The sequence below is a fragment of the Pseudomonas putida genome, assembly GCA_041879295.1.
Taxonomy (GTDB): Bacteria; Pseudomonadota; Gammaproteobacteria; order Pseudomonadales; family Pseudomonadaceae; genus Aquipseudomonas; species Aquipseudomonas putida_Y.
In genome coordinates, this window is the sequence record CP047152.1 from 1,184,004 (window position 1) to 1,206,521 (window position 22,518).

Here is a 22,518-nt window from a genome sequence, read left to right on the forward strand (position 1 = left end):
GGATCCACAGTCATGACCACCCTTGAACGCCCGCAGCCCAAGCTCTCGATGGCTGATAAAGCCGCGCGGATCGACGCCATTTGCAAAAAGGCGCGCATCCTGCCGGTAATCACCATTGCTCGTGAGGAAGACATCCTGCCGCTGGCTGACGCCCTGGCCGCCGGCGGCATCCGTACCCTGGAAGTGACCCTGCGCTCACAGCATGGCCTCAAGGCCATTCAGGTGCTGCGTGAGCAGCGCCCGGAGCTGTGTGTCGGCGCTGGTACCGTGCTCGACCGCAGCATGTTCGCAGCGGTTGAGGCTGCGGGCGCGCAGTTCGTCGTTACCCCAGGCATTACCCAGGACATTCTCGAGGCGGGGGTGGACAGTGAAATCCCGCTGTTGCCGGGCATCAGTACGCCGTCCGAAATCATGATGGGCTATGCCCTGGGCTACCGCCGGTTCAAGTTGTTCCCGGCGGAGATCAGCGGCGGCGTAGCAGCGATCAAGGCCTTTGGTGGCCCATTCGGCGATATTCGTTTTTGTCCCACTGGCGGTGTAAACCCGGCCAACGTGCGCAACTACATGGCCCTGCCAAACGTGATGTGCGTGGGGGGGACCTGGATGCTCGACAGCAGCTGGATCAAGAACGGTGACTGGGCGCGGATCGAAGCGTGCAGTGCCGAGGCGATGGCACTGCTGGACGCCAACTGAATCAGTTGTGTGCTTTACGGCTTATGGGGCGCTTGGTCGGCGCCCCTTTTTTTGCCTGGAGTATTTGCACTGGTTGTGCTGGCCTTTTCGCGGGTAAACCGATCTCCTACACACTGATCTGCGGTGGACATACACCGGGAGGTGGGCACAGGCCGTTGTGGGAGCGGGTTTACCCGCGAAAGGGCCGGGCCTGCTGGCCAATATCCCTGGCCGTTCACCGTTGCCGTGGCCTCTGTATTCGCGGGTAAACCCGCTCCTACACCTGATCGGTGGTGGACACACACACATTGGTGATTGGGCGCAGGCCGTTGTAGGAGCGGGTTTACCCGCGAAATGGCCAGTCCAGGTCAACAAAAAAAGCCCGCATCAAACGATGCGGGCTTTCTCATCCCTCATTCCAGGCTTCAGGCCGCCTTGGCTTCCTGCTGGCTCAGCGAGCGGTTCAGCGCGCTGAACAGGGCCTTGAAGCTGGCCGTGGTGATGTTCTCATCGATACCCACGCCATGCACCGGACGGCCACCGGCTACACGCAGTTCAATGTAGGCCGCGGCCTTGGCATTGGTGCCAGCGCCAATGGCGTGCTCGTTGTAGTCCATGATCTCTACGGCAACCGGCAGGCCAGCCACCAGTGCTTCCAGGGCGCCGTTGCCCTTGCCGCGCCAGTGCAGGGTGGTTTCGCCTTCACCGGCAACTTCCACTTCCACAGCGCTGTGGCCGTTTTCTTCCTGCAGGCGATGGCTGACCAGTGCGTATGGCGCGTTGGCCTGGAGGTATTCCTTGTGCAGCAGGCTGTAGATCTGCTGGGCGGTCATTTCCAGGCCCAGGCGGTCGGTCTCACCCTGCACCACCTGGCTGAATTCGATCTGCATGCGACGCGGCAGGCTGATGCCGTATTCCTGCTCAAGCAGGTAGGTGATACCGCCTTTGCCCGACTGGCTGTTGACGCGGATTACCGCTTCGTAGCTGCGGCCGATGTCGGCCGGGTCGATCGGCAGGTAAGGCACCTCCCACAGTTCCCCATCCTGCTGCTTGGCGAAGCCCTTGCGGATGGCGTCCTGGTGCGAGCCGGAGAACGCGGTATGGACCAGGTCGCCCACATACGGGTGGCGTGGGTGTACCGGCAACTGGTTGCACTCTTCGACCACCTTGCGCACGCCGTCGATGTCGGAGAAGTCCAGCAACGGGTCGATGCCCTGGGTGTAGAGGTTCAGAGCCAAAGTCACCAGATCGACGTTACCGGTACGCTCGCCGTTGCCGAACAGGCAGCCTTCGGCACGGTCGGCGCCGGCCATGAGGCCCAGTTCGGTGGCAGCGATGCCGGTGCCACGGTCGTTGTGGCAGTGCAGGCTGATGATCACGCTGTCGCGGCGGCTGATGTTGCGGCAGAACCACTCGATCTGGTCGGCGTAGATATTTGGCGTGGACACTTCCACGGTGGCCGGCAGGTTGAGGATGATCTTGTGTTCAGGGGTAGGGTTCCACACCTCGATGACCGCGTCACAGACTTCCTTGGCGAACTCCATTTCAGTGGCGCTGAAGGTTTCTGGCGAGTACTGGAAGGTCCACTGGGTTTCCGGCTGCTGGGCGGCGTACTTGACGAACAGCTTGGCCGCGTTCACCGCGATGTCCTTCACGCCTTGCTTGTCCTGATTGAAGACGATGCGGCGGAACGACGGGCTGGTGGCGTTGTACAGGTGGACGATGGCCTTCTTCGCACCACGCAGCGACTCGAAGGTGCGGGCAATCAGGTCCTCACGTGCCTGGGTGAGCACCTGGATGGTGGTGTCATCCGGGATGTGGCCGTCCTCGATCAGGGTGCGCACGAAGTCGAAATCGGTTTGCGAGGCAGACGGGAACGAGGCTTCGATCTCCTTCACGCCAACCTGCACCAAGGTCTTCCAGAAGCGCAGTTTCTTCTCCGAGTCCATCGGCTCGATCAGCGACTGGTTGCCATCACGCAGGTCGGAACTGCACCAGATAGGTGCCTGGGTGATGGTCTTCGACGGCCAGGTACGGTCAGGCAGGTCGATGGTCGGGAAAGCGCGGTATTTCTTCGAAGGGTCTTTGAGCATGGTCATGGAAGCAATCCTTTTGTGTGCGGCCGAGATCGGGCCTGCCGAAGCGATAACGATATGAGGAGGCGAGGCGACGCGATTCAGCCTGGTAGTCGGGCGCTGACCAGGCAGAGGCTGCGATGTTGTCGGAGCAGGATGAGGGTGCTGAAGGTTTTCATGCCTTCAAACTTAACCAGTGGGGTGGGGGATGGCAAGCGTTCGGGAAAAATTGAGATAAATGCTTAAAAAAAGTAATCGGGCGAGATTTTATGGCTTGGATCTTCTGGGCGCTTATTGATTCTTGCGCAGTATTTTTCGATGGCGCAACGCAGTTGATCTGCTGTCGACTGTGCTGGCGTCTTCGCGGGCATGCCCGCTCCCACCAGTATCGCGCTGTGTCTGAAGGCTTCGCTTTACCTGTGGGAGCGGGCGTGCCCGCGAAGCAGACGCCGCAGTTTCAGGGCTGGAACGCGCCAATGAAAATCGCCGGGTCCACCCGCGCATCGTTCAGGCTGACGTTCCAGTGCATGTGCGGCCCGGTCGCCCGCCCGGTCGAGCCCACGCGCCCGACCACCTCGCCACGACGCAGTTGCTGCCCGACCTGCACATCGATCTTCGACATGTGGCAGAACATGCTGATGAAGCCCTGCCCATGGTCGACGAACACCGTGCGGCCGTTGAAGAAGTAATCCCCCAGCAGAATCACTTTGCCATTGGCGGGTGTCTTGATCGGCGTGCCCGCCGGTACCGCAAAGTCCAGCCCGGCATGCGGGTTGCGTTCTTCGCCATTGAAGAAGCGGCGCACGCCGAACTTGCTCGACAGCGGGCCGTTGACCGGCTTGTCGAGAATCAGGTTGCTTGGCAGGTTCGGGCTGAAACTGCGGTAGGCCTTGATCTGCTCGGCCAGCTCGCGGTCGATGCGCTTGAGGTCGGCCGGGTTAGGGTTGACCTGGCGGGTGTTCTTCAGGGTGATGCGCTGCTCAGGGTACTTCTTGCTACCTACGCTGAAAGGCAGGGTGCGCCCGCCCTGGTTCAGCACTGCGGTACCGGGCTTTTGGGTGAGCGGGATGCCGACGATGGCCAGCCAGTTGTCCTGCTCCTTCACCACCAGCACCGGCTTGCCGTCGAAACGGGCGCTGGGTGCGCTGGCGGCGGGGCCCAGGTCGACGACCGCCACGCCGCCGGGTACCGGTTTGTTCAGCGTGCGGGTGATATAGCTGGCCTGGGCGCCGCCGGCCAGCAGCAGCAGGGAAAGGGCAAGCAGGGGCGCGAGCATGCGGGGCATGTGTCAGTCCAGTAGTGAGAGGGTGACCGGGGTCAGGTGGTTGTCTTCGACGCGCACCAGCAGCTCGCCTTCGTTCAGGCGGGCAGTCAGGCGTTGGCCGTTGCGGGTCTGTTCGGCGCTGCGAATGGCCTGGCCTTGTTCATCCAGCAAAATGCTGTATCCGCGGGCCAGGGTGGCCAGCGGACTGACCACTTGCAGTGTCTGCAGCTGGGCCTGGAACCGCTGGCGACGGTCCTTGAGCACCTCACGCATGGCCCGTGGCAGGCGCTCGGCCAGGCTGTCCAGGCGCTGGTTCAGCAGTTTCAGGTTACGCCCCGGATGCTGCGCGGCCAGGCGGGCGTCCAGGCGTGCCAGGCGTTCGCGGCGCTGGTTGAGGTTGAGCATGAACGCGCGACGCAGGCGCATGTCCAGGTCGTCCAGGCGTTGAGCCTGCTGGCGCAAACGCTCGCCTGGGTGGCGCAGGCGCCGGGTAAGTGATTCCAGGCGCAGGCGGTCGTGGGTCAGGCGGTTCTGCATGCGCAGCAGCAGGCGCCGTTGCAGGCCATCCAGGCGTTGCCGAAGGCCGCTGTTGTCAGGGGCCAGCAGCTCGGCGGCAGCAGACGGTGTGGGCGCGCGCACGTCAGCCACGAAATCGCTGATCGACACGTCGGTTTCATGGCCCACGGCGCTGACAATTGGCGTGACGCAGGCGGCCACGGCACGCGCCACGGCTTCCTCGTTGAAACACCACAGGTCTTCCAGCGAACCACCACCACGCGCCAGGATCAGCGCATCGAAGCCGAGGCTGTCGGCCAGGCGGATGGCGCGTACGATCTGCGCGATGGCTTCGCGGCCCTGTACCGCCGTAGGGATCAGGTTCAGCTCCACCTGCGGGGCACGGCGGCCGAACACACTGATGATGTCGCGGATCACCGCGCCAGTGGGCGAGGTGATGATGCCGATGCGCTGCGGGTGAGCCGGCAGTGGCTTCTTTCGTTCGGTGCTGAACAGTCCCTCGGCACCGAGCTTTTCCTTCAGGGCCTCGAAAGCCAGGCGCAGCGCGCCATCACCGGCGGGCTCGACGGTGTCGAGAATCAGCTGGTAGTCGCCACGTCCCTCGAACAGCGAAACCTTGCCGCGCACCCGCACCGCCAGGCCGTCTCGCAGTGCCTGGCGTACCCGCGTGGCGTTCTGCCGGAACAACGCGCAACGCACCTGGGCGCCGCTGTCCTTGAGGGTGAAGTACATGTGGCCGGACGCCGGGCGGGCGAGGTTGGAGATTTCGCCTTCCACCCACACACTGCGGAAAACGTCTTCCAGCAGCACGCGGGCGCGGCCGTTGAGTTGGCTGACGGTAAGGACCTCGCGGTCCAGGCCGAGTCGTTCAAAGGGGTCTCTGATCATGGTGGGCATGATACTGGGCTGGGTGAGTGCATGTCTTGGGGTTTGTGGTGCCTGTGAGATCGAGCGCCGCCCGCGCGGCGCATCGCGAGCTGCGCTCGCTCCTACGTTTGTTTTTGGCCAATTATTCCTGTGCCATTTGCGCGCGAACGCCTTGGCGCATGGCGCAATATCACGTCTTACAAACAAGGCGGTCGCGCGCGCCTGTCACAGGCGTTACTGGCCCGAAACAAACGTAGGAGCGAGCGCAGCTCGCGATGCGCCGCGCGGGCGGCGCTCGATCTCACAGGCACCAAAAACCCCAAGACATGCACCTGTTTGCCCCGGCGCAATCCTGCGACGAATACAAGGACTACCCAGGAACTCGGCACGATGCTCGCTCAGCTCTCCTCATGGCCATCGCTGGGGCCTACATTGTCTTCGGCATCGCCTACCTGCTGCCTATCATGTTCACTGGCCTGTGGGTAGGGCGTAGATTGACCAACCGGTTGTCCCGCGAAGCGTTCGTACGCCTGGTCACCTTGCTGGTGCTGGCCAGCGGCCTGGCGTTGATTGGTCGCTACCTGAGCGCCTGAGCGGTAGAATTGCGTCATTACCGGCGTTTCTCAGGCTTGTCCCGTTCATGAACACCCAGAGCATCATCGTTCCAAAGCTGTCTACCGTCCCGGTGCATGAAGCCCGCTCCCGCGCCATCCTGCGCTGGCTGGTGCGCGAAAAAGTCGTCGAGGAGCAACTGACCACCTGCGGTCGCACCGGCAACCGCATGGGCCATGCCCTGGCGGCAGGGGCGCGCAAAGTGGCCCTGCACCCGGAAAAACTGCCCTTCGGCGAGCCGGTCAACGGCCTGGAAGTGATGCTCAAGCGCTGCATCTACACCCCCACCGAAGGCTTCCTCGAAGAAGCCGGTTGCCCGGAGTGCCGGCGCGAGGTAGGCGAGCCGTTGTTCGAAAGCCTGGAAGAGTGGATGCCGGCAGTGAGCGACAACTTTACCTGCCCACTGTGCGGCTTCGAAGATGACATCAATGGCTTCATTTACCTGCAGCCATGTGCCTTTTCCAACCTGGGGTTCATCTTCAACAACTGGGGCGAGGCCGGGTTCACCCAGGCCTTTCTCGACAGCTTCGCCGACTGGCTCGACCAGCCGGTGGCCGTGGTGCAGGTAAAACTGCCACAAGCCTGACCGAAGGCCCTTATTTTGCATTGAGCGGCGCGCCATGCATGAGTATAATGGCGCGCTTCCATTTTTCCCGCCCGGGAGCCCCCGCGATGCTGCGTATCAGCCAAGAAGCCCTGACCTTCGACGATATCCTCCTTGTACCTGGCTATTCCGAGGTACTGCCCAATGAAGTCAGTCTCAAGACCCGTTTGACCCGTGGCATCGAGCTGAACATTCCGCTGGTTTCCGCTGCCATGGATACCGTGACCGAAGCGCGTCTGGCCATTGCCATGGCTCAGGAAGGCGGTATCGGCATCATCCACAAGAACATGACCATCGAACAACAGGCCGGCGAAGTGCGCAAGGTCAAGAAGTTCGAGGCTGGCGTGGTCAAGGACCCGATCACCATCGACGCCGATGCCACTGTGCGCGACCTGTTCGAGCTGACCCGCCTGAACAACATCTCGGGTGTGCCGGTGCTGGCGAACGGCGACCTGGTCGGCATCGTCACCTCCCGTGACGTGCGCTTCGAAAATCGTCTGGACGCCAAGGTCCGTGACGTGATGACGCCGAAAGAGCGTCTGGTCACCGTCCGCGAAGGCGCCGACAAAAACGAAGTTCGCGAGCTGCTGCACAAGCATCGTCTGGAAAAAGTCCTGATCGTTGACGACAAGTTCAACCTCAAGGGCATGATGACCGTCAAAGACATCGAAAAAGCCAAGGCTTACCCGCTGGCCAGCAAGGACGACCAGGGTCGCCTGCGCGTCGGCGCCGCCGTCGGCACCGGCAAGGACACCGGCGAGCGCGTAGCTGCGCTGGTGGCGGCTGGCGTTGATGTTGTCGTCGTCGACACTGCCCACGGCCACTCCAAAGGTGTGATCGACCGCGTACGCTGGGTGAAAGAAACCTACCCGCAAGTGCAGGTGATCGGCGGCAACATCGCCACCGGCGCTGCCGCCAAGGCCCTGGCCGAAGCGGGTGCCGATGCGGTCAAGGTCGGTATCGGCCCTGGCTCTATCTGCACCACCCGTATCGTTGCCGGTGTCGGCGTGCCGCAAATCAGCGCCATCGCCAACGTTGCCGCAGCGCTGGAAGGCACTGGCGTGCCACTGATCGCTGACGGTGGTATCCGCTTCTCCGGTGACCTGTCCAAGGCCATCGTTGCCGGTGCTTCCTGCGTGATGATGGGTTCGATGTTCGCCGGTACCGAAGAGGCCCCGGGTGAAGTCGAGCTGTTCCAGGGCCGTTCCTACAAGGCTTACCGCGGCATGGGCTCGCTGGGTGCCATGGCACAGGCGCAAGGCTCGTCCGACCGTTACTTCCAGGACTCCTCGGCCGGCGCCGAGAAGCTGGTACCGGAAGGCATCGAAGGCCGCGTTCCTTACAAAGGTGCCTTGGCCGCGATTATCCACCAGCTGATGGGCGGCCTGCGTTCGTCCATGGGCTACACCGGCAGCGCAACCATCGAAGAAATGCGCACCAAGCCGGAATTCGTACGTATCACCGGTGCCGGCATGGCCGAGTCCCACGTGCATGACGTGCAAATCACCAAAGAAGCCCCTAACTACCGCGTAGGCTGAGGCTTCCAGCTACAACATAAAGCGGGGCTGTCATGACAGCCCCGCGTCGTTTCCGATTTCCACTGACGAGATTGAGTCATGGCCCTCGACATTCACGCTCACCGCATCCTGATCCTCGATTTCGGTTCCCAGTACACCCAGCTGATCGCCCGCCGAGTGCGCGAAATCGGCGTGTACTGCGAACTGCACCCGTTCGACATGGACGATGAAGCGATCCGCGAATTCAACCCGCGCGGCATCATCCTTGCCGGCGGCCCCGAGTCGGTCCACGAAGCCAACAGCCCGCGCGCTCCGCAAGCCGTGTTTGACCTGAATGTGCCTGTGCTGGGTATCTGCTACGGCATGCAGACCATGGCCGAGCAGATGGGCGGCAAGGTAGAAGGTTCCGACCTGCGTGAGTTCGGTTATGCCCGCGTGGACGTTGTCGGCAAGAGCCGCCTGCTCGACGGCATCGAAGACCACGTTGACGACGATGGCGTGCTGGGCCTGGACGTGTGGATGAGCCACGGTGACAAGGTCACCCAGATGCCTTCCAACTTCAGCATTCTGGCCAGCACCCCAAGCTGCCCGATCGCCGGTATGTACGACGACGCCCGCGGCTACTACGGCGTGCAGTTCCACCCCGAAGTGACCCACACCAAGCAAGGTGGTCGCATCCTGTCCCGTTTCGTGCAGGACATCTGCGGCTGTGAAGCCCTGTGGACGGCGTCCAACATCGTTGAAGACGCCATCGCCCAGGTGCGTGCGCAAGTCGGTTCGGCCAACGTTCTGCTGGGCCTGTCCGGCGGCGTCGACAGCTCGGTGGTTGCCGCGCTGCTGCACCGTGCCATCGGCGACCAGCTGACCTGCGTATTCGTCGACAACGGCCTGCTGCGCCTGCACGAAGGCGACCAGGTGATGGCCATGTTCAAAGAGAACATGGGTGTCAAGGTAATCCGCGCCGACGCTGAAAAGCAGTTCCTCGACAACCTGGCCGGCGAAGCCGACCCGGAGAAGAAGCGCAAGATCATCGGCCGCACCTTCATTGATGTGTTCGATGCCGAAGCCAGCAAGCTGGAAAACATCCAGTTCCTCGCCCAGGGCACCATCTACCCGGACGTGATCGAGTCGGCTGGCGCCAAGAGCGGCAAGGCTCACGTGATCAAGTCGCACCACAACGTCGGCGGCCTGCCCGAGGAGATGAACCTCAAGCTGGTCGAGCCGCTGCGTGAACTGTTCAAGGACGAAGTGCGCAAGATCGGCCTGGAGCTGGGCCTGCCATACGACATGGTCTACCGCCACCCGTTCCCGGGCCCGGGCCTGGGCGTGCGTATCCTTGGTGAAGTGAAGAAGGAATACGCCGACATCCTGCGTCGCGCCGACCACATCTTCATCGAAGAGCTGCGCAAGGCCGACTGGTACCACAAGACCAGCCAGGCATTCGTGGTATTCCAGCCGGTCAAGTCGGTCGGCGTCGTCGGCGACGGCCGTCGCTACGCCTGGGTCGTGGCCCTGCGTGCCGTCGAGACCGTGGACTTCATGACCGCGCGTTGGGCACACCTGCCGTACGAGCTGCTGGAAACTGTCAGCGGTCGTATCATCAACGAAATCGACGGTATTTCGCGCGTTACCTACGACGTGTCGAGCAAGCCGCCGGCGACCATCGAGTGGGAGTAGGGGGTATTCGTAACTATCTGATCTAGTTGTAAAAAATAAAGATAGATAGTTACTTTTACTGTGTCATTAATGGCGTTTTTCATGGTGCGGATGGTTGGCATCTGCACAAGTACCTCGATACCATGATCGGCATTAGAAATGCCGACATGGTGTCGAGAGTACTAGAAGGTCCATTTACACATCACAGTCCTTGGTGAAGGCGCGCATTCAGTCAGCGCGCATGCAGGGGGCACGCCAGCTAAGAAACTGCGTAACAGACATCCTGGTTTTTACTCCTCCTTTCGAGCTTCTCTAATCATGTCTTCCATCATTTTGTATGTTTCTGAATTTCGGATTCCAATAAGCTCGATGTAGAAGGTGCTATAAGCTTCCGAAAGCTCTTTGTATTTTCTGAGATTTGACTCATCCATAATTTTACTGCCTGGTACGTCCCTAGCCTCAACTGGAGTGCTAATTTCGCCCCGCTCAGCTGCGGATATTAAATGCTCCAATTGTTCGTATAAATATAGCGCTGCTGGCTCTGTTTTCTTGTGTAGCTCGAGATTTTTTCGTAGTTCTACTGCCGCTTTTTTTAAAGCCAGAATGTCCATGATGATTCCTAGTTATCGATTTCGCCTATGAGTTTCGCAGCAGACCACTCTTGTCTGTTAGGCACCAGGTATTGGGACGCCCCTCCAGCTCTCGTGATATTACCTCCAAACTCCACCGTTGGTGCTACTTTGCTCATAAAAACCTCAGTAGGCTGGAGTGGGGTGATCTCAAATATAGAGTATCTCGAGTTTTCGCTAATGACGGGTAAGCCAAGTGAGTCCGCTAGGGTTCTTCCAGATTTTGCAGCCGCTTTTAATTCATCCATGGTGGTAAAAAAAGGTGAGAAATCAGAAACGCCCTTTTCGCCAATAGGTACAATTTTCACAAGGGGGGTTGTTATGTGTGTGGTCACCGGTATGGTACTGCCTGATGCGATTTGGCTAAAAGCTCTCTCAATGAGAACATCAGGCGATGTATCAGGAGCTGCTGCTATAATTTTAGCGAAATATTTTCTCCCTTCCTCGCTAGCCAAATACTCTTGAACTGTTTGGGTGCTTAAACCCTTGGGCTCAAATGTTTTGGCTTTTTGTCGTTTATTTTCCACTGAAGTGAATGTAGGATCCTGCTTGGCGTAAAAATCACGCATCTCAGTTTCACGCGCTAGGGTCTCAACTGAACTGACGCCTTTGATCTGCAACTCAGGCTGCGCCAGAATCTTCTGCTCATTCTTCGCCAACCAATCCGCAAACTGCCTATTGGAGATCTCCGCCTGAAGCTTGGCGCTGCGCGTTGCAATGCTTTCCATACTATTCATCACCCCAGCCTTCATCTGGCCGCGAGTGAGGTAGGTGACGATGGCCGTCAACAGCAGCAACACCAATTGCTCCTGCCCACGCGCAAGTTGTCGTGCTGCGCGTTCTGTTCGCTCCTGGATCTGCGCCGAAGAGCCGCCGGTAGGATCAAGCCCTTCTGGCTTGACGCCGTCGGATGCGTACCAGGCCGTAGCGAGTCCTTCTTGCAGGCTCGCAAGGCAGGTGGGTAAGCCTTGATAGAAATAGTCAGCGATGGCCGCCAAACCCAAACCCATCAGAATCAGGTTGCCCACTTGCAACCCAATCCCGCCTCCAACCATTGCGCCCGGTAGCGCGCCCGCGCCAAAAGCAAGCGAGCCAACCGCGCCGCCGATGGCGCCACCCACCGCCACACTCCCTCCCACAATCATTGAGACTTCTTTAACCAACTCCAGCAGCACTGGCAGGATCTGCTCGATGTTGATGGACGCCCATTTACGGCGAAGATCGGTCTGGATGATCGGGTAGGACAACGTCATGGCGTTACGTACGTTGTCGATGCGGTGCCCACCGAGATAGCCATAAGCCTGGCTGGCTCCATTACTGACACGACGGGTAAAACCATCCCAGCTGTCATGAGCACTCTGCAATCCATGGCTGATGCTCTGGTTTAGCTCGCCGAATTTCTGGTCGAGGTTACGTTCGATATCGTCCCAACTGGGGACATGGGCTAGAAGGTCCATTTACACATCACAGTCCTTGGTGAAGGCGCGCGTTCAGTCAGCGCGCATGCAGGTGTTACAGCGGTCAATAAGCTGAGTAACGTATAGCTTAGTGCCATGATTGCCGTTGAGACAACCGATAGAATTCCGAACGTGCTGCATTCTTTACGCTCACGCGGCATTACAGCAATAGTGGCAATAAGATGGCGGCTGCTGGTTCAGTTCGCATAACTCGCTGTAACCACTGGAAATATCGAGTTCAATTACCCGCGCTATCGCTTTACTTTTGATCGTGTCCCAGGAAGTGGTGTAACTCATCATGGCTCTGGCCACTGAGTTGGCCGTTTAATTGATCACGGCCGACAGCTTGGCCTGTGGATTATCGCTGACTGCTTCAAAGGCCTCCAACTGCATGTAACGTCGTTGCAGGCACCACTCGTCGTTCTGCTCCAGCAGCATCGCACCTACCAGCCGTGTGATCGCTGGATCGTAGGGGAAGATGCCCACGACGCCCGCTGCGTTGGCAGGCGTGTCAGCACGTCCTTCAGGTAGGCATACGGATCGTGTCCGTTGTTGCGGGCCGACTGGATCAAGCTCATGATCGCGGCGGCGCGTTTAGAGCTCCGTAGAGACCGTGCAAAGAGCCAGTTCTTGCGCCCCAGCGCCTAGCGCCGTATCTGGTACTCGCACCAATTATTATCAATGGGCACAGCCCCGTCATCGTGGTAGCGCTACAGTGCCGTCCAGCTTTTCAGGCTGTAATCCAAGGAATTGCTGATGGCAGAACCGATATGGCATTATTTGTGGTGTTATGAGATTTATGTTTCGTAAATAGATGATATTTATGGGGTATTTCTAGTCGTTGATAATAGAGTGGGAATAAGCCGGCACATGGCAATAGCCAGTGTCAGATGACCTGTAACACACAAAGGCCCGCGTAATCGCGGGCCTTTGTCATTCTGAGGTCTATCGGCTACTCACGTTCATCTGCCCCGCTGCGTGCATTATCTCAGCGAGTAGAACGGGTCGCTTTCAGGCGCCTGGTCGTGCAACGCTTGGGCGAGGTCCTGTATGTGTTCTGACCACGCCACTGTCTTTACCCATTGCACGGGCATGCCGGATACCCCGTACAACGCCCCGGCTAGTTGCCCCGCCACGGCTGCCACACTGTCGGCATCGTCTGCCAGGTTTGCTGCCAGAAGCACTGCGTCCCTGAAGTTGTCGGTATTCCACACTGCCCACAGTGCAGCTTCCAAGGTGTCGATGACATACCCTGAGGAGCGAATCTGGTCGCGGCTTTTTTCCTTGTATTCGCCAGCGTTGATAATCGTGGCGCGGGGCTGCAATGGGCGCACCATGGGGCGGCATATTTCCTCCTTGTCTGCGCCGTTCAGGGCGAGGTGCAGCTGCGCACCCAGCAGTTCGCAACAACTCAGTGCTTCGGGCGCGCGGTGGGTGGTCCGACTCTGACTTTGGGCTTCGCGCCAGGTGGACGGTAGCATGTGGCGCCTGAAAATGGCGGTCGGGGCGAGTCGGATGATCGAGCCATTACCGGCCGTGTTCGGGTCTGTGTTGCCTGACCAGTCCAAGCCTTGCCGTAGCCATCCTTCCAAGGCAAGGCGGGTTGCATTGCCAATGTCGAAGCAGACACCGTTAGCGCTGTTTTCCCCTTGCTTGTACCACCTGCACAGACGCTCAAGATAATCGGCATGATCAAATCGCATGCACGCCAGGTACGAGTCCGCCAGGCAAAGCGCCATGCTCGTATCATCGGTCCACTCACCTGGCTTGAGCCTGAACGGCCCGCCGCCGACCATGTCATCGACATGCTTGGCATCACGGGGCAAGAACTCCAGCGTGGTGCCTACGGCATCGCCAATGGCCAACCCCAGCAATGCCCCCTTGGCTCTGTCGAGCGATTGATCGGGGGTGAGTGTGCAGGCGCGCGAATTTTGCCATTGCGGGTGTACGTAGCCACGGCTTGCGGATTCGCGTGGGGTGGGCGCTGGCAGCAAGTGGTTGTACCGGTAGGCATATTCGGTAACGGCGAGGGTGGAGCTGTGCAGGTCGATCATAGTACTTTTTCTAATAAGAGATGAGTCGTGGGGCCTTGCTCAATCCGATTCAGTACTCTGAAAGAGGTACCTGGCGGAAGGCGAGAGAACCTACCGCGCCGCTATAACGCCGCCCAGCGCGACGCTGCCGCCGAGAATCATCACCACTTCTCGCACCAGCTTGAGCAGCACGGGGAAAATCTGGTCGATGTTGATGGATGCCCATGTGCGGGACAGATTTGACTGCATCATGGGGTAGGACAGCGCCATCGCCTGCCGGACGCTGTCGATTCGATGCGCGCCTACAGCGCCATAGGCCTGGCTGGCGCCATCGCTTACACGGCGGGTGAAACCGTCCCAGCTGTCATGGGCATTGCGCAAGCCGCTGCTGACGCTCTGATTCAGGGCGCTGAACCTCTGGTCCAGGTTGCGTTCGATGTCGCCCCAACTAGGGACGTAAGCTGATAAGTCCATTTACCATTGCATTCCTTTAGAGAAGGCTCGGTGAGTGTGCTGGCTGACGGCGATTCATTCCCATGCACCGCCCTGGCAGTCAAGCCAACCGCCAAATGAGCTGATGATTGCACTGCGAGGCATTTTCTCATCCGAGGTGCCTCTGGCAATGGTGTCGAATTGATGTCGGCGCTGTCGATTGATTCTGCTACGCCGGTCGCCCAGCCAATCCGTAGCTAAAGCGGAAGATGGTTGGATACTTCACTTAATATTTCCCATTTGCAGGTGTATCGTATTCGCCCTTCATCGTCAGCGCCTTGCTGACAGACTGATTGCGCAGAATACGAGGTACCCGCACCGATGTCCTTCACCCGTCGACAAATGCTCAAGGGCCTGACCGGCCTGGTTGTAGTAGGCCTGGGCGCCGGGGGCGCGGCGCGATACTGGTTGGGCAAGGTCGAGGACGAAAACGCCGGGCATGACTACGAGCTGATTGCCGCCCCGCTGGAAGTGGAGCTGGTGCCGGGGTTCAAGACCGAGGCCTGGGCCTTCGGCCCATCGGCCCCGGGCACCGAGCTGCGCGTGCGCCAGGGCACTTGGCTGCGGGTTAGGTTTATCAACCATCTGCCGGTCGAGACCACTATCCACTGGCACGGCATTCGCCTACCGCTGGAAATGGACGGCGTACCTTATGTGTCGCAATTGCCGGTCAAGCCAGGTGAATACTTCGATTACAAGTTCCGCGTGCCGGACGCCGGCAGCTATTGGTATCACCCCCATGTCAGCAGCTCCGAAGAGCTAGGCCGCGGTCTGGTCGGGCCGCTGATCGTCGAGGAGCGTGAACCCACCGGGTTCCAGCATGAGCGTACGCTGAGCCTGAAGAACTGGCATGTGGACGAGCAGGGCGCATGGCTGCCTTTCAGCATCCCGCGCGAGGCCGCGCGCAACGGCACTGCCGGGCGGTTGATCACCATCAACGGCCAGGCCGACTCGATCACCGAGCTGCCGGCCGGCCAGGTGGTGCGGGTGCGCCTGCTGAACCTGGACAACACCTGGACCTATCGCCTCAACCTCAAAGGCAACTGCGAGGCGCGAATCTATGCCCTCGACGGCAACCCGGTCACCCCGCGTGCGTTGGATGAGTACTGGTTAGGCCCGGGCATGCGTATCTGTCTGGCCATTCGCATTCCCGAGGCGGGTGAGGAAATCTCCCTGCGCGATGGTTTCGTGCGCCTGGGCACCCTGCGTTCGGTGGCCAGCAACGACGCGCCGAGTGACTGGCCGCCAGCGCTGCCGCCTAATCCGATCGCCGAGCCGGACCTGGAGAATGCCGAAAAGCTGAACTTCAATTTCGAGTGGGCCGCCAGCGTCTCTGTCACAACTGACGCGGGCAAACCGCCGAGCTTGTGGCAGATCAACGGTCAGGCCTGGGATATCACCGACAAGACCTGCGCCGACCGCCCCATCGCCACGTTGCAAAAGGGCAAGAGCTACATCTTCGAGCTTAAGAACATGACCCAGTACCAGCACCCGATCCACTTGCATGGCATGAGTTTCAAGGTGATCGGCTCCAACCGTCACGACATCAAGGAGCCGTGGTTCACCGACACCTACCTGCTGGGCAAGAACGAGCGTGCCCAGGTAGCGCTGGTGGCGGATAACCCTGGGACCTGGATGTTCCACTGCCACGTCATCGACCATATGGAAACCGGCCTGATGGCCGCGATCGCGGTGGTCTGATGCGTCCGCAGATCATCGATCGCAGTCGCGATCAGGAATTCATGCGGCTGGCACTGGGTTTGGCCGCCGAAGGCGCGGCGCTGGGCGAGGTACCGGTGGGCGCGGTACTGGTGCAGCACGGACAGGTGATCGGCCAGGGGTTCAACCGGCCGATCATCGACAGTGACCCCAGCGCGCATGCCGAGATGGTGGCGATCAGGGCGGCAGCCAGGTCGGCCAGCAACTATCGGCTACCCGGCAGCACCCTGTATGTGACCCTGGAACCGTGCAGCATGTGTGCGGGGCTGATCGTGCATTCGCGGGTGATGCGCGTGGTGTTTGGCGCGCTGGAACCCAAGGCGGGGGTCGTGCAGAGCCAGGGACAGTTCTTTGGCCAAGGCTTTCTCAATCACCGGGTGATGGTGGAGGGCGGGGTGCTGGCCGAGGCGTGCGGGCAGATTCTCAGCGATTTCTTCAGGGCTCGTCGGGCCAAGGCCTGAATTGCATCCGGCTCTTGGCGGGCAGCCCGCTCCTGTAAGTTCTGTGCGAATTATGCAGGGGCGGGTTTACCCGCGAAGAGGCCCTGAAAGGCTTACATCGGTGGCGACTGATCCGCCGGCTTGTTCTTGTTGACCCCGGGCACATGCAGGTTGCCCTCGGCCACCTGGCCTTCGAGTTGCGGCTGGGTCACCCAGGTGAGGATGTCGTAGTAGCGGCGGATGTTGGCCACGAAATGCACCGGTTCGCCACCACGGGCGTAGCCGTACTTGGTCTGCCGGTACCACTGCTTCTGAGCCAGCCGCGGCAGCATCTTCTTCACGTCCAGCCACTTGTTCGGGTTTAGCTTTTCGCGCTTGGCCAGGGTGCGGGCGTCTTCAAGGTGGCCGCCACCAACGTTGTAGGCGGCAAGGGCAAACCAGGTTCGATCCGGCTCCTTGATGCTGTCATCAAGCTCTTCCTTGATCTTCATGAAGTACTTGGCGCCGCCCTGGATGCTCTGCCTCGGGTCCAGCCGGTTGGACACGCCCATGGCCCGGGCGGTGCGTTGGGTCAGCATCATCAGGCCGCGCACGCCGGTCTTGGAGGTGACTTCCGGCTGCCACATCGATTCCTGGTAGCCGATGGCTGCCAGCAGGCGCCAGTCGACCTGCTCGACCTTGGCGTAGCTCTTGAAGTGCTTCTCGTACTTGGGCAGGCGCTGTTGCAGGTGCTGGGCGAAGGTGTAGGCGCCGACGTAGCCGAGTACGTCAACATGGCCGTAGTAGCGGTCCTTCAAACGCTGAAGGGTGCCGTTCTTCTGTGCCTTGTCGAGAAATTCGTTGATTTCGTTGAGCAGGCTGTTGTCTTCGCCTGCTGCCACTGCCCAGCGCTGGTCGCGGGTGTCGCCCAAATCGAAGGCGACCCTCACGTTGGGGAAATACACCTGGTTCATCGCCAGTTCGTTGGAGTCCACCAGGGTCAAGTCGATCTGACCTTCGTCCACCATGCGCAGCAGGTCGACCACTTCGACGGCGTCGGATTCCTCATATTGCAAGGCCGGGTACTGCTTTTTCAGCTCGGCCAACTGGTCAGCATGGCTGCTGCCCTTGAGCACCATGATCTTCTTGCCGACCAAACCCTTGGCGCTGGTGGGGCGTGGGCGGCCGTTGCGGTAGATGACCTGCGGGGTCACCTCCAGATAGGGATGGGAGTATTTCACCTGCGCTTTGCGCCGCTCACTGCTGACCAGGCCGGCAGCAGCCAGTACCGGGCCGGAGGGCTTGCCGAGGGAGTCGTACAGCTCGTCCAGGTTGTCGGCGGTCTCGATCTGCAGCTTTACGCCGAGATCGTCGGCGAAATGCTGGACCAGTTCGTACTCGAAGCCGGTTTCGCCGTTACGGTCCTGGAAGTAGGTTGCCGGGCTGTTGCGTGTGATTACGCGCAGCACGCCATCCTCCTTCACGCGCTCGAGGGTGCTGGGTTTTTCAACGCAGGCACCTAGCAGCAGAAAGAGTCCGGTTGCGAGAAGCCATTTGGCGCAACGCTGGCGCAAAGCAGTGTGGGCGAACATAGGTTGCAGTATACGCAAAGGACTGGCCCAACCATATCTCGACAACTGTTAGCTTGTCTGGTAGCGGGTTCCGTGCTGTGTGGCTTGCCGTTAGAGGTTCGTCGCCTGGTAGATCGAGCGCCGTCCGCACGGCGCATCGCGAGCTGCGCTCGCTCCTACGTTTGTTTGCGGCCAGTTATTTCTGCAGGAGTTACGCGCGAGCGCCTTGGCGCATGACGGAATATCGCGTCGTACGGAGCACACGGTCGCGCGCGCCTGTCACTGACGTTACTGGCCTGAAACAAACGTAGGAGCGAGCGCAGCTCGCGATGCGCCGTGCGGACGGCGCTCGATCTGCCAGGCGACGAACATCTTCAGGCGAACATCCAAAATTCTGACCCAAAAGTCCGGTTCCGCCGCCCGGCAGGCATGGCTTAGAGCAGGTGCCGAAAGCCATCGAATTAGGCTAGAATGCACGGCCTCTAAGCACACCCCTTCCTGAGGCTGTCCCGACGATGTTGATCCTGCGCGGCGCTCCTGCCCTTTCTGCCTTTCGCCACGGTAAATTACTCGAGCAACTGAGCCAGAAAGTCCCCGCTGTTACTGGTTTGTATGCCGAATTTGCCCACTTCGCCGATGTTGACGGCGAGTTGACCGCCGACCAGCAGCAGGTGCTGGGCCGTCTGCTCAAGTACGGCCCGAGCGTGCCGGTACAGGAGCCGACGGGTCGTCTGTTCCTGGTAGTGCCGCGCCTGGGCACCATTTCGCCATGGGCCAGCAAGGCCAGCGACATCGCCCACAACTGCGGCCTGCAGTCGATCCAGCGCTTGGAGCGCGGCATCGCCTACTACGTGGCCGGCACCCTGAGCGACGCTGACGCCGAACTGATCGCCGCCGAATTGCACGACCGCATGACCCAGCGTGTGCTCGGCCAGCTGGAGCAGGCCGCAGACCTGTTCAGCCACGCCCAGCCCAAGCCGATGACCTCCGTGGACATCCTTTCCGGCGGTCGCGACGCCCTGGCCAAGGCCAATATCGACCTGGGCCTGGCCCTGGCCGAAGACGAAATCGACTATCTGGTCAATGCCTTCCAGGGCCTCAAGCGCAACCCGAACGACATCGAACTGATGATGTTCGCCCAGGCCAACTCCGAGCACTGCCGTCACAAGATCTTCAACGCCAGTTGGGATATCGACGGCCAGGCTCAGGATAAGAGCCTGTTCGGCATGATCAAGAACACCTACCAGATGCACAACGAAGGTGTTTTGTCGGCCTACAAGGATAACGCCTCGGTAATCGTCGGCAACGTTGCCGGCCGCTTCTTCCCGAACCCTGAAACCCGCCAGTACGGCGCGGTGCAGGAGCCGGTGCACATCCTGATGAAGGTGGAAACGCACAACCACCCGACCGCCATCGCCCCGTTCTCCGGCGCCTCCACCGGCTCCGGTGGCGAAATCCGCGACGAAGGTGCAACCGGCCGTGGTGCCAAGCCCAAGGCCGGCCTGACCGGCTTCACCGTGTCCAACCTGCGCATTCCGGGCTTCGAACAGCCTTGGGAGCAGGCTTATGGCAAGCCCGAGCGTATCGTCGACGCCCTCGACATCATGATCGAAGGCCCTCTGGGTGGCGCTGCGTTCAACAACGAATTCGGTCGCCCGGCCCTGACCGGCTACTTCCGTACCTTCGAGCAAGCCATCGACACCCCCCACGGTGAAGAAGTGCGCGGCTACCACAAGCCGATCATGCTCGCCGGTGGTATGGGCAACATCCGTGAAGACCATGTGCAGAAGGGCGAAATCACCGTCGGCGCCAAGCTGATCGTGCTTGGCGGCCCGGCCATGCTGATCGGCCTGGGCGGCGGCGCTGCTTCGTCGGTGGCTACCGGTGCCAGCTCGGCTGACCTGGACTTCGCTTCGGTACAGCGCGAAAACCCGGAAATGGAGCGCCGTTGCCAGGAGGTCATCGACCGTTGCTGGCAGTTGGGCGACAGCAACCCGATCGCCTTCATCCACGACGTGGGCGCTGGCGGTATTTCCAACGCCTTCCCTGAATTGGTCAACGATGGCGGCCGCGGTGGTCGCTTCGAACTGCGCAACGTGCCAAATGACGAGCCGGGCATGGCCCCGCACGAAATCTGGAGCAACGAATCGCAAGAGCGTTACGTGCTGGCCGTCAGCGCAGTCGACTTCGAGCGCTTCAAGGCCATCTGCGAGCGCGAGCGTTGCCCGTTTGCCGTGGTTGGTGAAGCGACTGAAGAGCCGCACCTGACCGTAAGCGACAGCCACTTCGGCAATACCCCGGTGGACATGCCGCTGGACGTGCTGCTGGGCAAGCCGCCGCGCATGCACCGTTCGGTTACCCGCGAAGCCGAGCTGGGCGATGACTTCGACCCGAGCGAGCTGGACCTGGACAGCGCCGTCCAGCGCGTGCTGAACCACCCGGCTGTGGCCAGCAAGAGCTTCCTCATCACCATTGGCGACCGCACCATCACCGGCCTGGTTGCCCGCGACCAGATGGTCGGCCCGTGGCAGGTTCCGGTGGCGGACTGCGCCGTTACCGCCACCAGCTTCGACGTCTACACCGGTGAGGCCATGGCCATGGGCGAGCGTACGCCGCTGGCGCTGCTGGATGCCCCGGCGTCCGGCCGCATGGCCATCGGCGAAACCCTGACCAACCTGGCGGCTTCGCGCATCGAAAAGCTGTCCGACATCAAACTGTCGGCCAACTGGATGTCCGCTGCTGGTCACCCGGGTGAAGACGCACGCCTGTACGACACCGTGAAGGCTGTCGGCATGGAGCTGTGCCCGGAGCTGGGCATCACCATTCCGGTCGGCAAAGACTCGATGTCGATGAAGACCAAGTGGAGCGACGAGGGCGTCGAGAAGAGCGTCACCTCGCCGATGTCGCTGATCATCACCGGCTTCGCCCCGGTCACCGACATCCGCAAGACCCTGACCCCGCAACTGCGCATGGACAAGGGCGAGACCGACCTGATCCTGATCGACCTGGGCCGCGGCAAGAACCGCATGGGTGCCTCGATCCTGGCCCAGACCTACGGCAAGATCGCTGCCCAGGCACCGGACGTCGACGACGCCGAAGACCTCAAAGCCTTCTTCGCCGTGATCCAGGGCCTGAACGACGACGGCCACCTGCTGGCCTACCACGACCGTTCCGACGGCGGCCTGGTCACCACCGTGCTGGAAATGGCTTTCGCCGGCCACTGCGGCCTCGACCTGCAACTCGACCCGCTGACCGACAGCAAGGGCGAAGTGCCGGCCATCCTCTTCAACGAAGAGCTGGGCGCGGTGATCCAGGTTCGCCAGGATGCTACCCCGGACGTGCTGGCTCAGTTCAGCGCTGCCGGCCTGGGTGAAGAATGCGTCGCGGTGATCGGCAAGCCGGTCAACAACGCTGAAGTGACCATCAGCCTGAATGGCGAAGTGCTGTTCGACGATGACCGTCGCATGCTGCAGCGCCAGTGGGCTGAAACCAGCTACCAGATCCAGCGCCTGCGCGACAACGCCGACTGCGCTGACCAGGAATTCGACCTGCTGCTCGAGGAAGACAACCCGGGCCTGTCGGTCAAGCTGGGCTTCGACGTCAACGACGACATCGCCGCGCCTTACATCAAGAAAGGCGTGCGCCCGCAAGTGGCCATCCTGCGTGAGCAGGGCGTCAACGGCCAGGTCGAGATGGCAGCCGCCTTCGACCGTGCCGGCTTCGCCGCCATCGACGTGCACATGAGCGATATCCTCGCTGGCCGTGTCGACTTCGAAGCCTTCAAGGGCCTGGTCGCCTGTGGCGGCTTCTCGTACGGTGACGTGCTGGGCGCTGGTGAAGGCTGGGCCAAGTCGGCGCTGTTCAACGCCCGTGCACGTGACGCCTTCCAGGCCTTCTTCGAGCGTACCGACAGCTTCGCCCTGGGCGTGTGCAACGGTTGCCAGATGATGTCCAACCTGCACGAGCTGATCCCGGGCACCGAGTACTGGCCGCACTTCGTGCGCAACCGCTCGGAGCAGTTCGAAGCCCGCGTGGCCATGGTCGAGGTGCAGAAGTCCAACTCGATCTTCCTGCAGGGCATGGCCGGTTCGCGCATGCCGATCGCCATCGCCCACGGTGAAGGCCATGCCGAGTTCGCCAGCGAAGAAGCCTTGCTGGAAGCCGATGTGTCCGGTTGCGTGGCCCTGCGCTACGTCGACAACCATGGCAAGGTCACCGAAGCCTACCCGGCCAACCCGAACGGCTCGCCGCGTGGTATCACCGGCCTGACCAGCCGCGACGGCCGCGTGACCATCATGATGCCGCACCCGGAGCGTGTGTTCCGCGCTGTGCAGAACTCCTGGCGCCCGGACGAGTGGCAGGAAGACGCCGCGCTGATGCGTATGTTCCGCAACGCGCGGGTGTGGGTGAACTAA

At 60.8% G+C, this 22,518-nt stretch carries 14 protein-coding genes and 4 pseudogenes; 8 read left to right on the top strand and 10 right to left on the bottom strand.

What is annotated here, in order from left to right; genetic code table 11:
- The first annotated feature begins 12 nt into the window (after positions 1-12).
- Complete coding sequence (gene eda, locus GST84_05525) at positions 13-693, top strand: bifunctional 4-hydroxy-2-oxoglutarate aldolase/2-dehydro-3-deoxy-phosphogluconate aldolase (protein ID XGB11851.1); 681 nt, start codon at positions 13-15, stop codon at positions 691-693.
- A 404-nt stretch (positions 694-1,097) separates the two neighbouring features.
- On the opposite strand, the gene leuA is transcribed toward eda, so the two are convergent.
- The 3 genes from leuA to GST84_05540 all read right to left on the bottom strand — a co-directional run bounded on the left by leuA (position 1,098) and on the right by GST84_05540 (position 5,415).
- The gene (leuA, locus tag GST84_05530; GenBank protein XGB11852.1) at positions 1,098-2,771 is read right to left on the bottom strand and encodes a 2-isopropylmalate synthase; all 1,674 of its coding nucleotides are present in this window, start codon (positions 2,769-2,771) and stop codon (positions 1,098-1,100) included.
- Between the two features lie 433 nt (positions 2,772-3,204).
- Entirely contained in the window at positions 3,205-4,032 is an 828-nt protein-coding gene (locus tag GST84_05535; GenBank protein XGB11853.1) for a peptidoglycan DD-metalloendopeptidase family protein, read from the bottom strand.
- Positions 4,033-4,035: 3 nt separating this feature from the next.
- Positions 4,036-5,415, bottom strand: a complete 1,380-nt coding sequence (locus GST84_05540) for an exodeoxyribonuclease VII large subunit (protein ID XGB11854.1) — start codon at positions 5,413-5,415, stop codon at positions 4,036-4,038.
- A gap of 431 nt (positions 5,416-5,846) precedes the next feature.
- Here GST84_05540 and GST84_05545 point away from each other — a divergent pair.
- The 4 genes and pseudogenes from GST84_05545 (at position 5,847) to guaA (ending at position 9,804) form a co-directional block, all read left to right on the top strand.
- Positions 5,847-5,987, top strand: a pseudogene (locus tag GST84_05545) (sulfite exporter TauE/SafE family protein).
- A gap of 47 nt (positions 5,988-6,034) precedes the next feature.
- Positions 6,035-6,592, top strand: a complete 558-nt coding sequence (locus GST84_05550; protein ID XGB11855.1) for a sugar ABC transporter ATPase — start codon at positions 6,035-6,037, stop codon at positions 6,590-6,592.
- 86 nt (positions 6,593-6,678) lie between these two features.
- Complete coding sequence (gene guaB, locus GST84_05555; GenBank protein XGB11856.1) at positions 6,679-8,148, top strand: IMP dehydrogenase; 1,470 nt, start codon at positions 6,679-6,681, stop codon at positions 8,146-8,148.
- A gap of 78 nt (positions 8,149-8,226) precedes the next feature.
- Positions 8,227-9,804, top strand: coding sequence for a glutamine-hydrolyzing GMP synthase (gene guaA / locus GST84_05560; protein ID XGB11857.1), 1,578 nt, complete (start codon positions 8,227-8,229; stop codon positions 9,802-9,804).
- A gap of 269 nt (positions 9,805-10,073) precedes the next feature.
- On the opposite strand, the gene GST84_05565 is transcribed toward guaA, so the two are convergent.
- From GST84_05565 to GST84_05590, 6 genes and pseudogenes are all read right to left on the bottom strand, one after another.
- Positions 10,074-10,394, bottom strand: a complete 321-nt coding sequence (locus GST84_05565; protein XGB11858.1) for a hypothetical protein — start codon at positions 10,392-10,394, stop codon at positions 10,074-10,076.
- 8 nt (positions 10,395-10,402) lie between these two features.
- Positions 10,403-11,869 carry a hypothetical protein gene (locus GST84_05570; GenBank protein ID XGB11859.1) on the bottom strand — a complete coding sequence of 489 codons (1,467 nt, stop codon included), beginning with the start codon at positions 11,867-11,869 and terminating at the stop codon, positions 10,403-10,405.
- Positions 11,870-12,193: 324 nt separating this feature from the next.
- Positions 12,194-12,358 (bottom strand): annotated as a pseudogene (locus tag GST84_05575) (IS256 family transposase).
- Positions 12,313-12,636, bottom strand: a pseudogene (locus tag GST84_05580) (transposase). The pseudogenes GST84_05575 and GST84_05580 overlap by 46 nt, the downstream one beginning before the upstream one ends.
- A 216-nt stretch (positions 12,637-12,852) precedes the next feature.
- Positions 12,853-13,923 carry an ADP-ribosylglycohydrolase family protein gene (locus GST84_05585; protein ID XGB11860.1) on the bottom strand — a complete coding sequence of 357 codons (1,071 nt, stop codon included), beginning with the start codon at positions 13,921-13,923 and terminating at the stop codon, positions 12,853-12,855.
- Positions 13,924-13,999: 76 nt separating this feature from the next.
- Positions 14,000-14,376: pseudogene (locus GST84_05590) on the bottom strand (hypothetical protein).
- Positions 14,377-14,715: 339 nt separating this feature from the next.
- On the opposite strand from GST84_05590, the gene GST84_05595 reads away from it, so the two are divergent.
- Both GST84_05595 and tadA read left to right on the top strand, forming a co-directional pair.
- A complete protein-coding gene (locus tag GST84_05595; protein ID XGB11861.1) occupies positions 14,716-16,095 on the top strand; it encodes a multicopper oxidase domain-containing protein in 1,380 nt (459 codons plus the stop codon).
- A complete protein-coding gene (tadA, locus tag GST84_05600) occupies positions 16,095-16,574 on the top strand; it encodes a tRNA adenosine(34) deaminase TadA (protein XGB11862.1) in 480 nt (159 codons plus the stop codon). The genes GST84_05595 and tadA overlap by 1 nt, the downstream gene beginning before the upstream one ends.
- A 92-nt stretch (positions 16,575-16,666) precedes the next feature.
- Here tadA and mltF read toward each other — a convergent pair whose 3' ends face one another.
- On the bottom strand, positions 16,667-18,124 hold the full coding sequence (gene mltF / locus GST84_05605; protein XGB11863.1) for a membrane-bound lytic murein transglycosylase MltF: 1,458 nt from the start codon (positions 18,122-18,124) through the stop codon (positions 16,667-16,669).
- 494 nt (positions 18,125-18,618) lie between these two features.
- Between mltF and purL the strand changes: the two genes are divergently transcribed.
- Positions 18,619-22,518 carry a phosphoribosylformylglycinamidine synthase gene (purL, locus tag GST84_05610; protein XGB11864.1) on the top strand — a complete coding sequence of 1,300 codons (3,900 nt, stop codon included), beginning with the start codon at positions 18,619-18,621 and terminating at the stop codon, positions 22,516-22,518.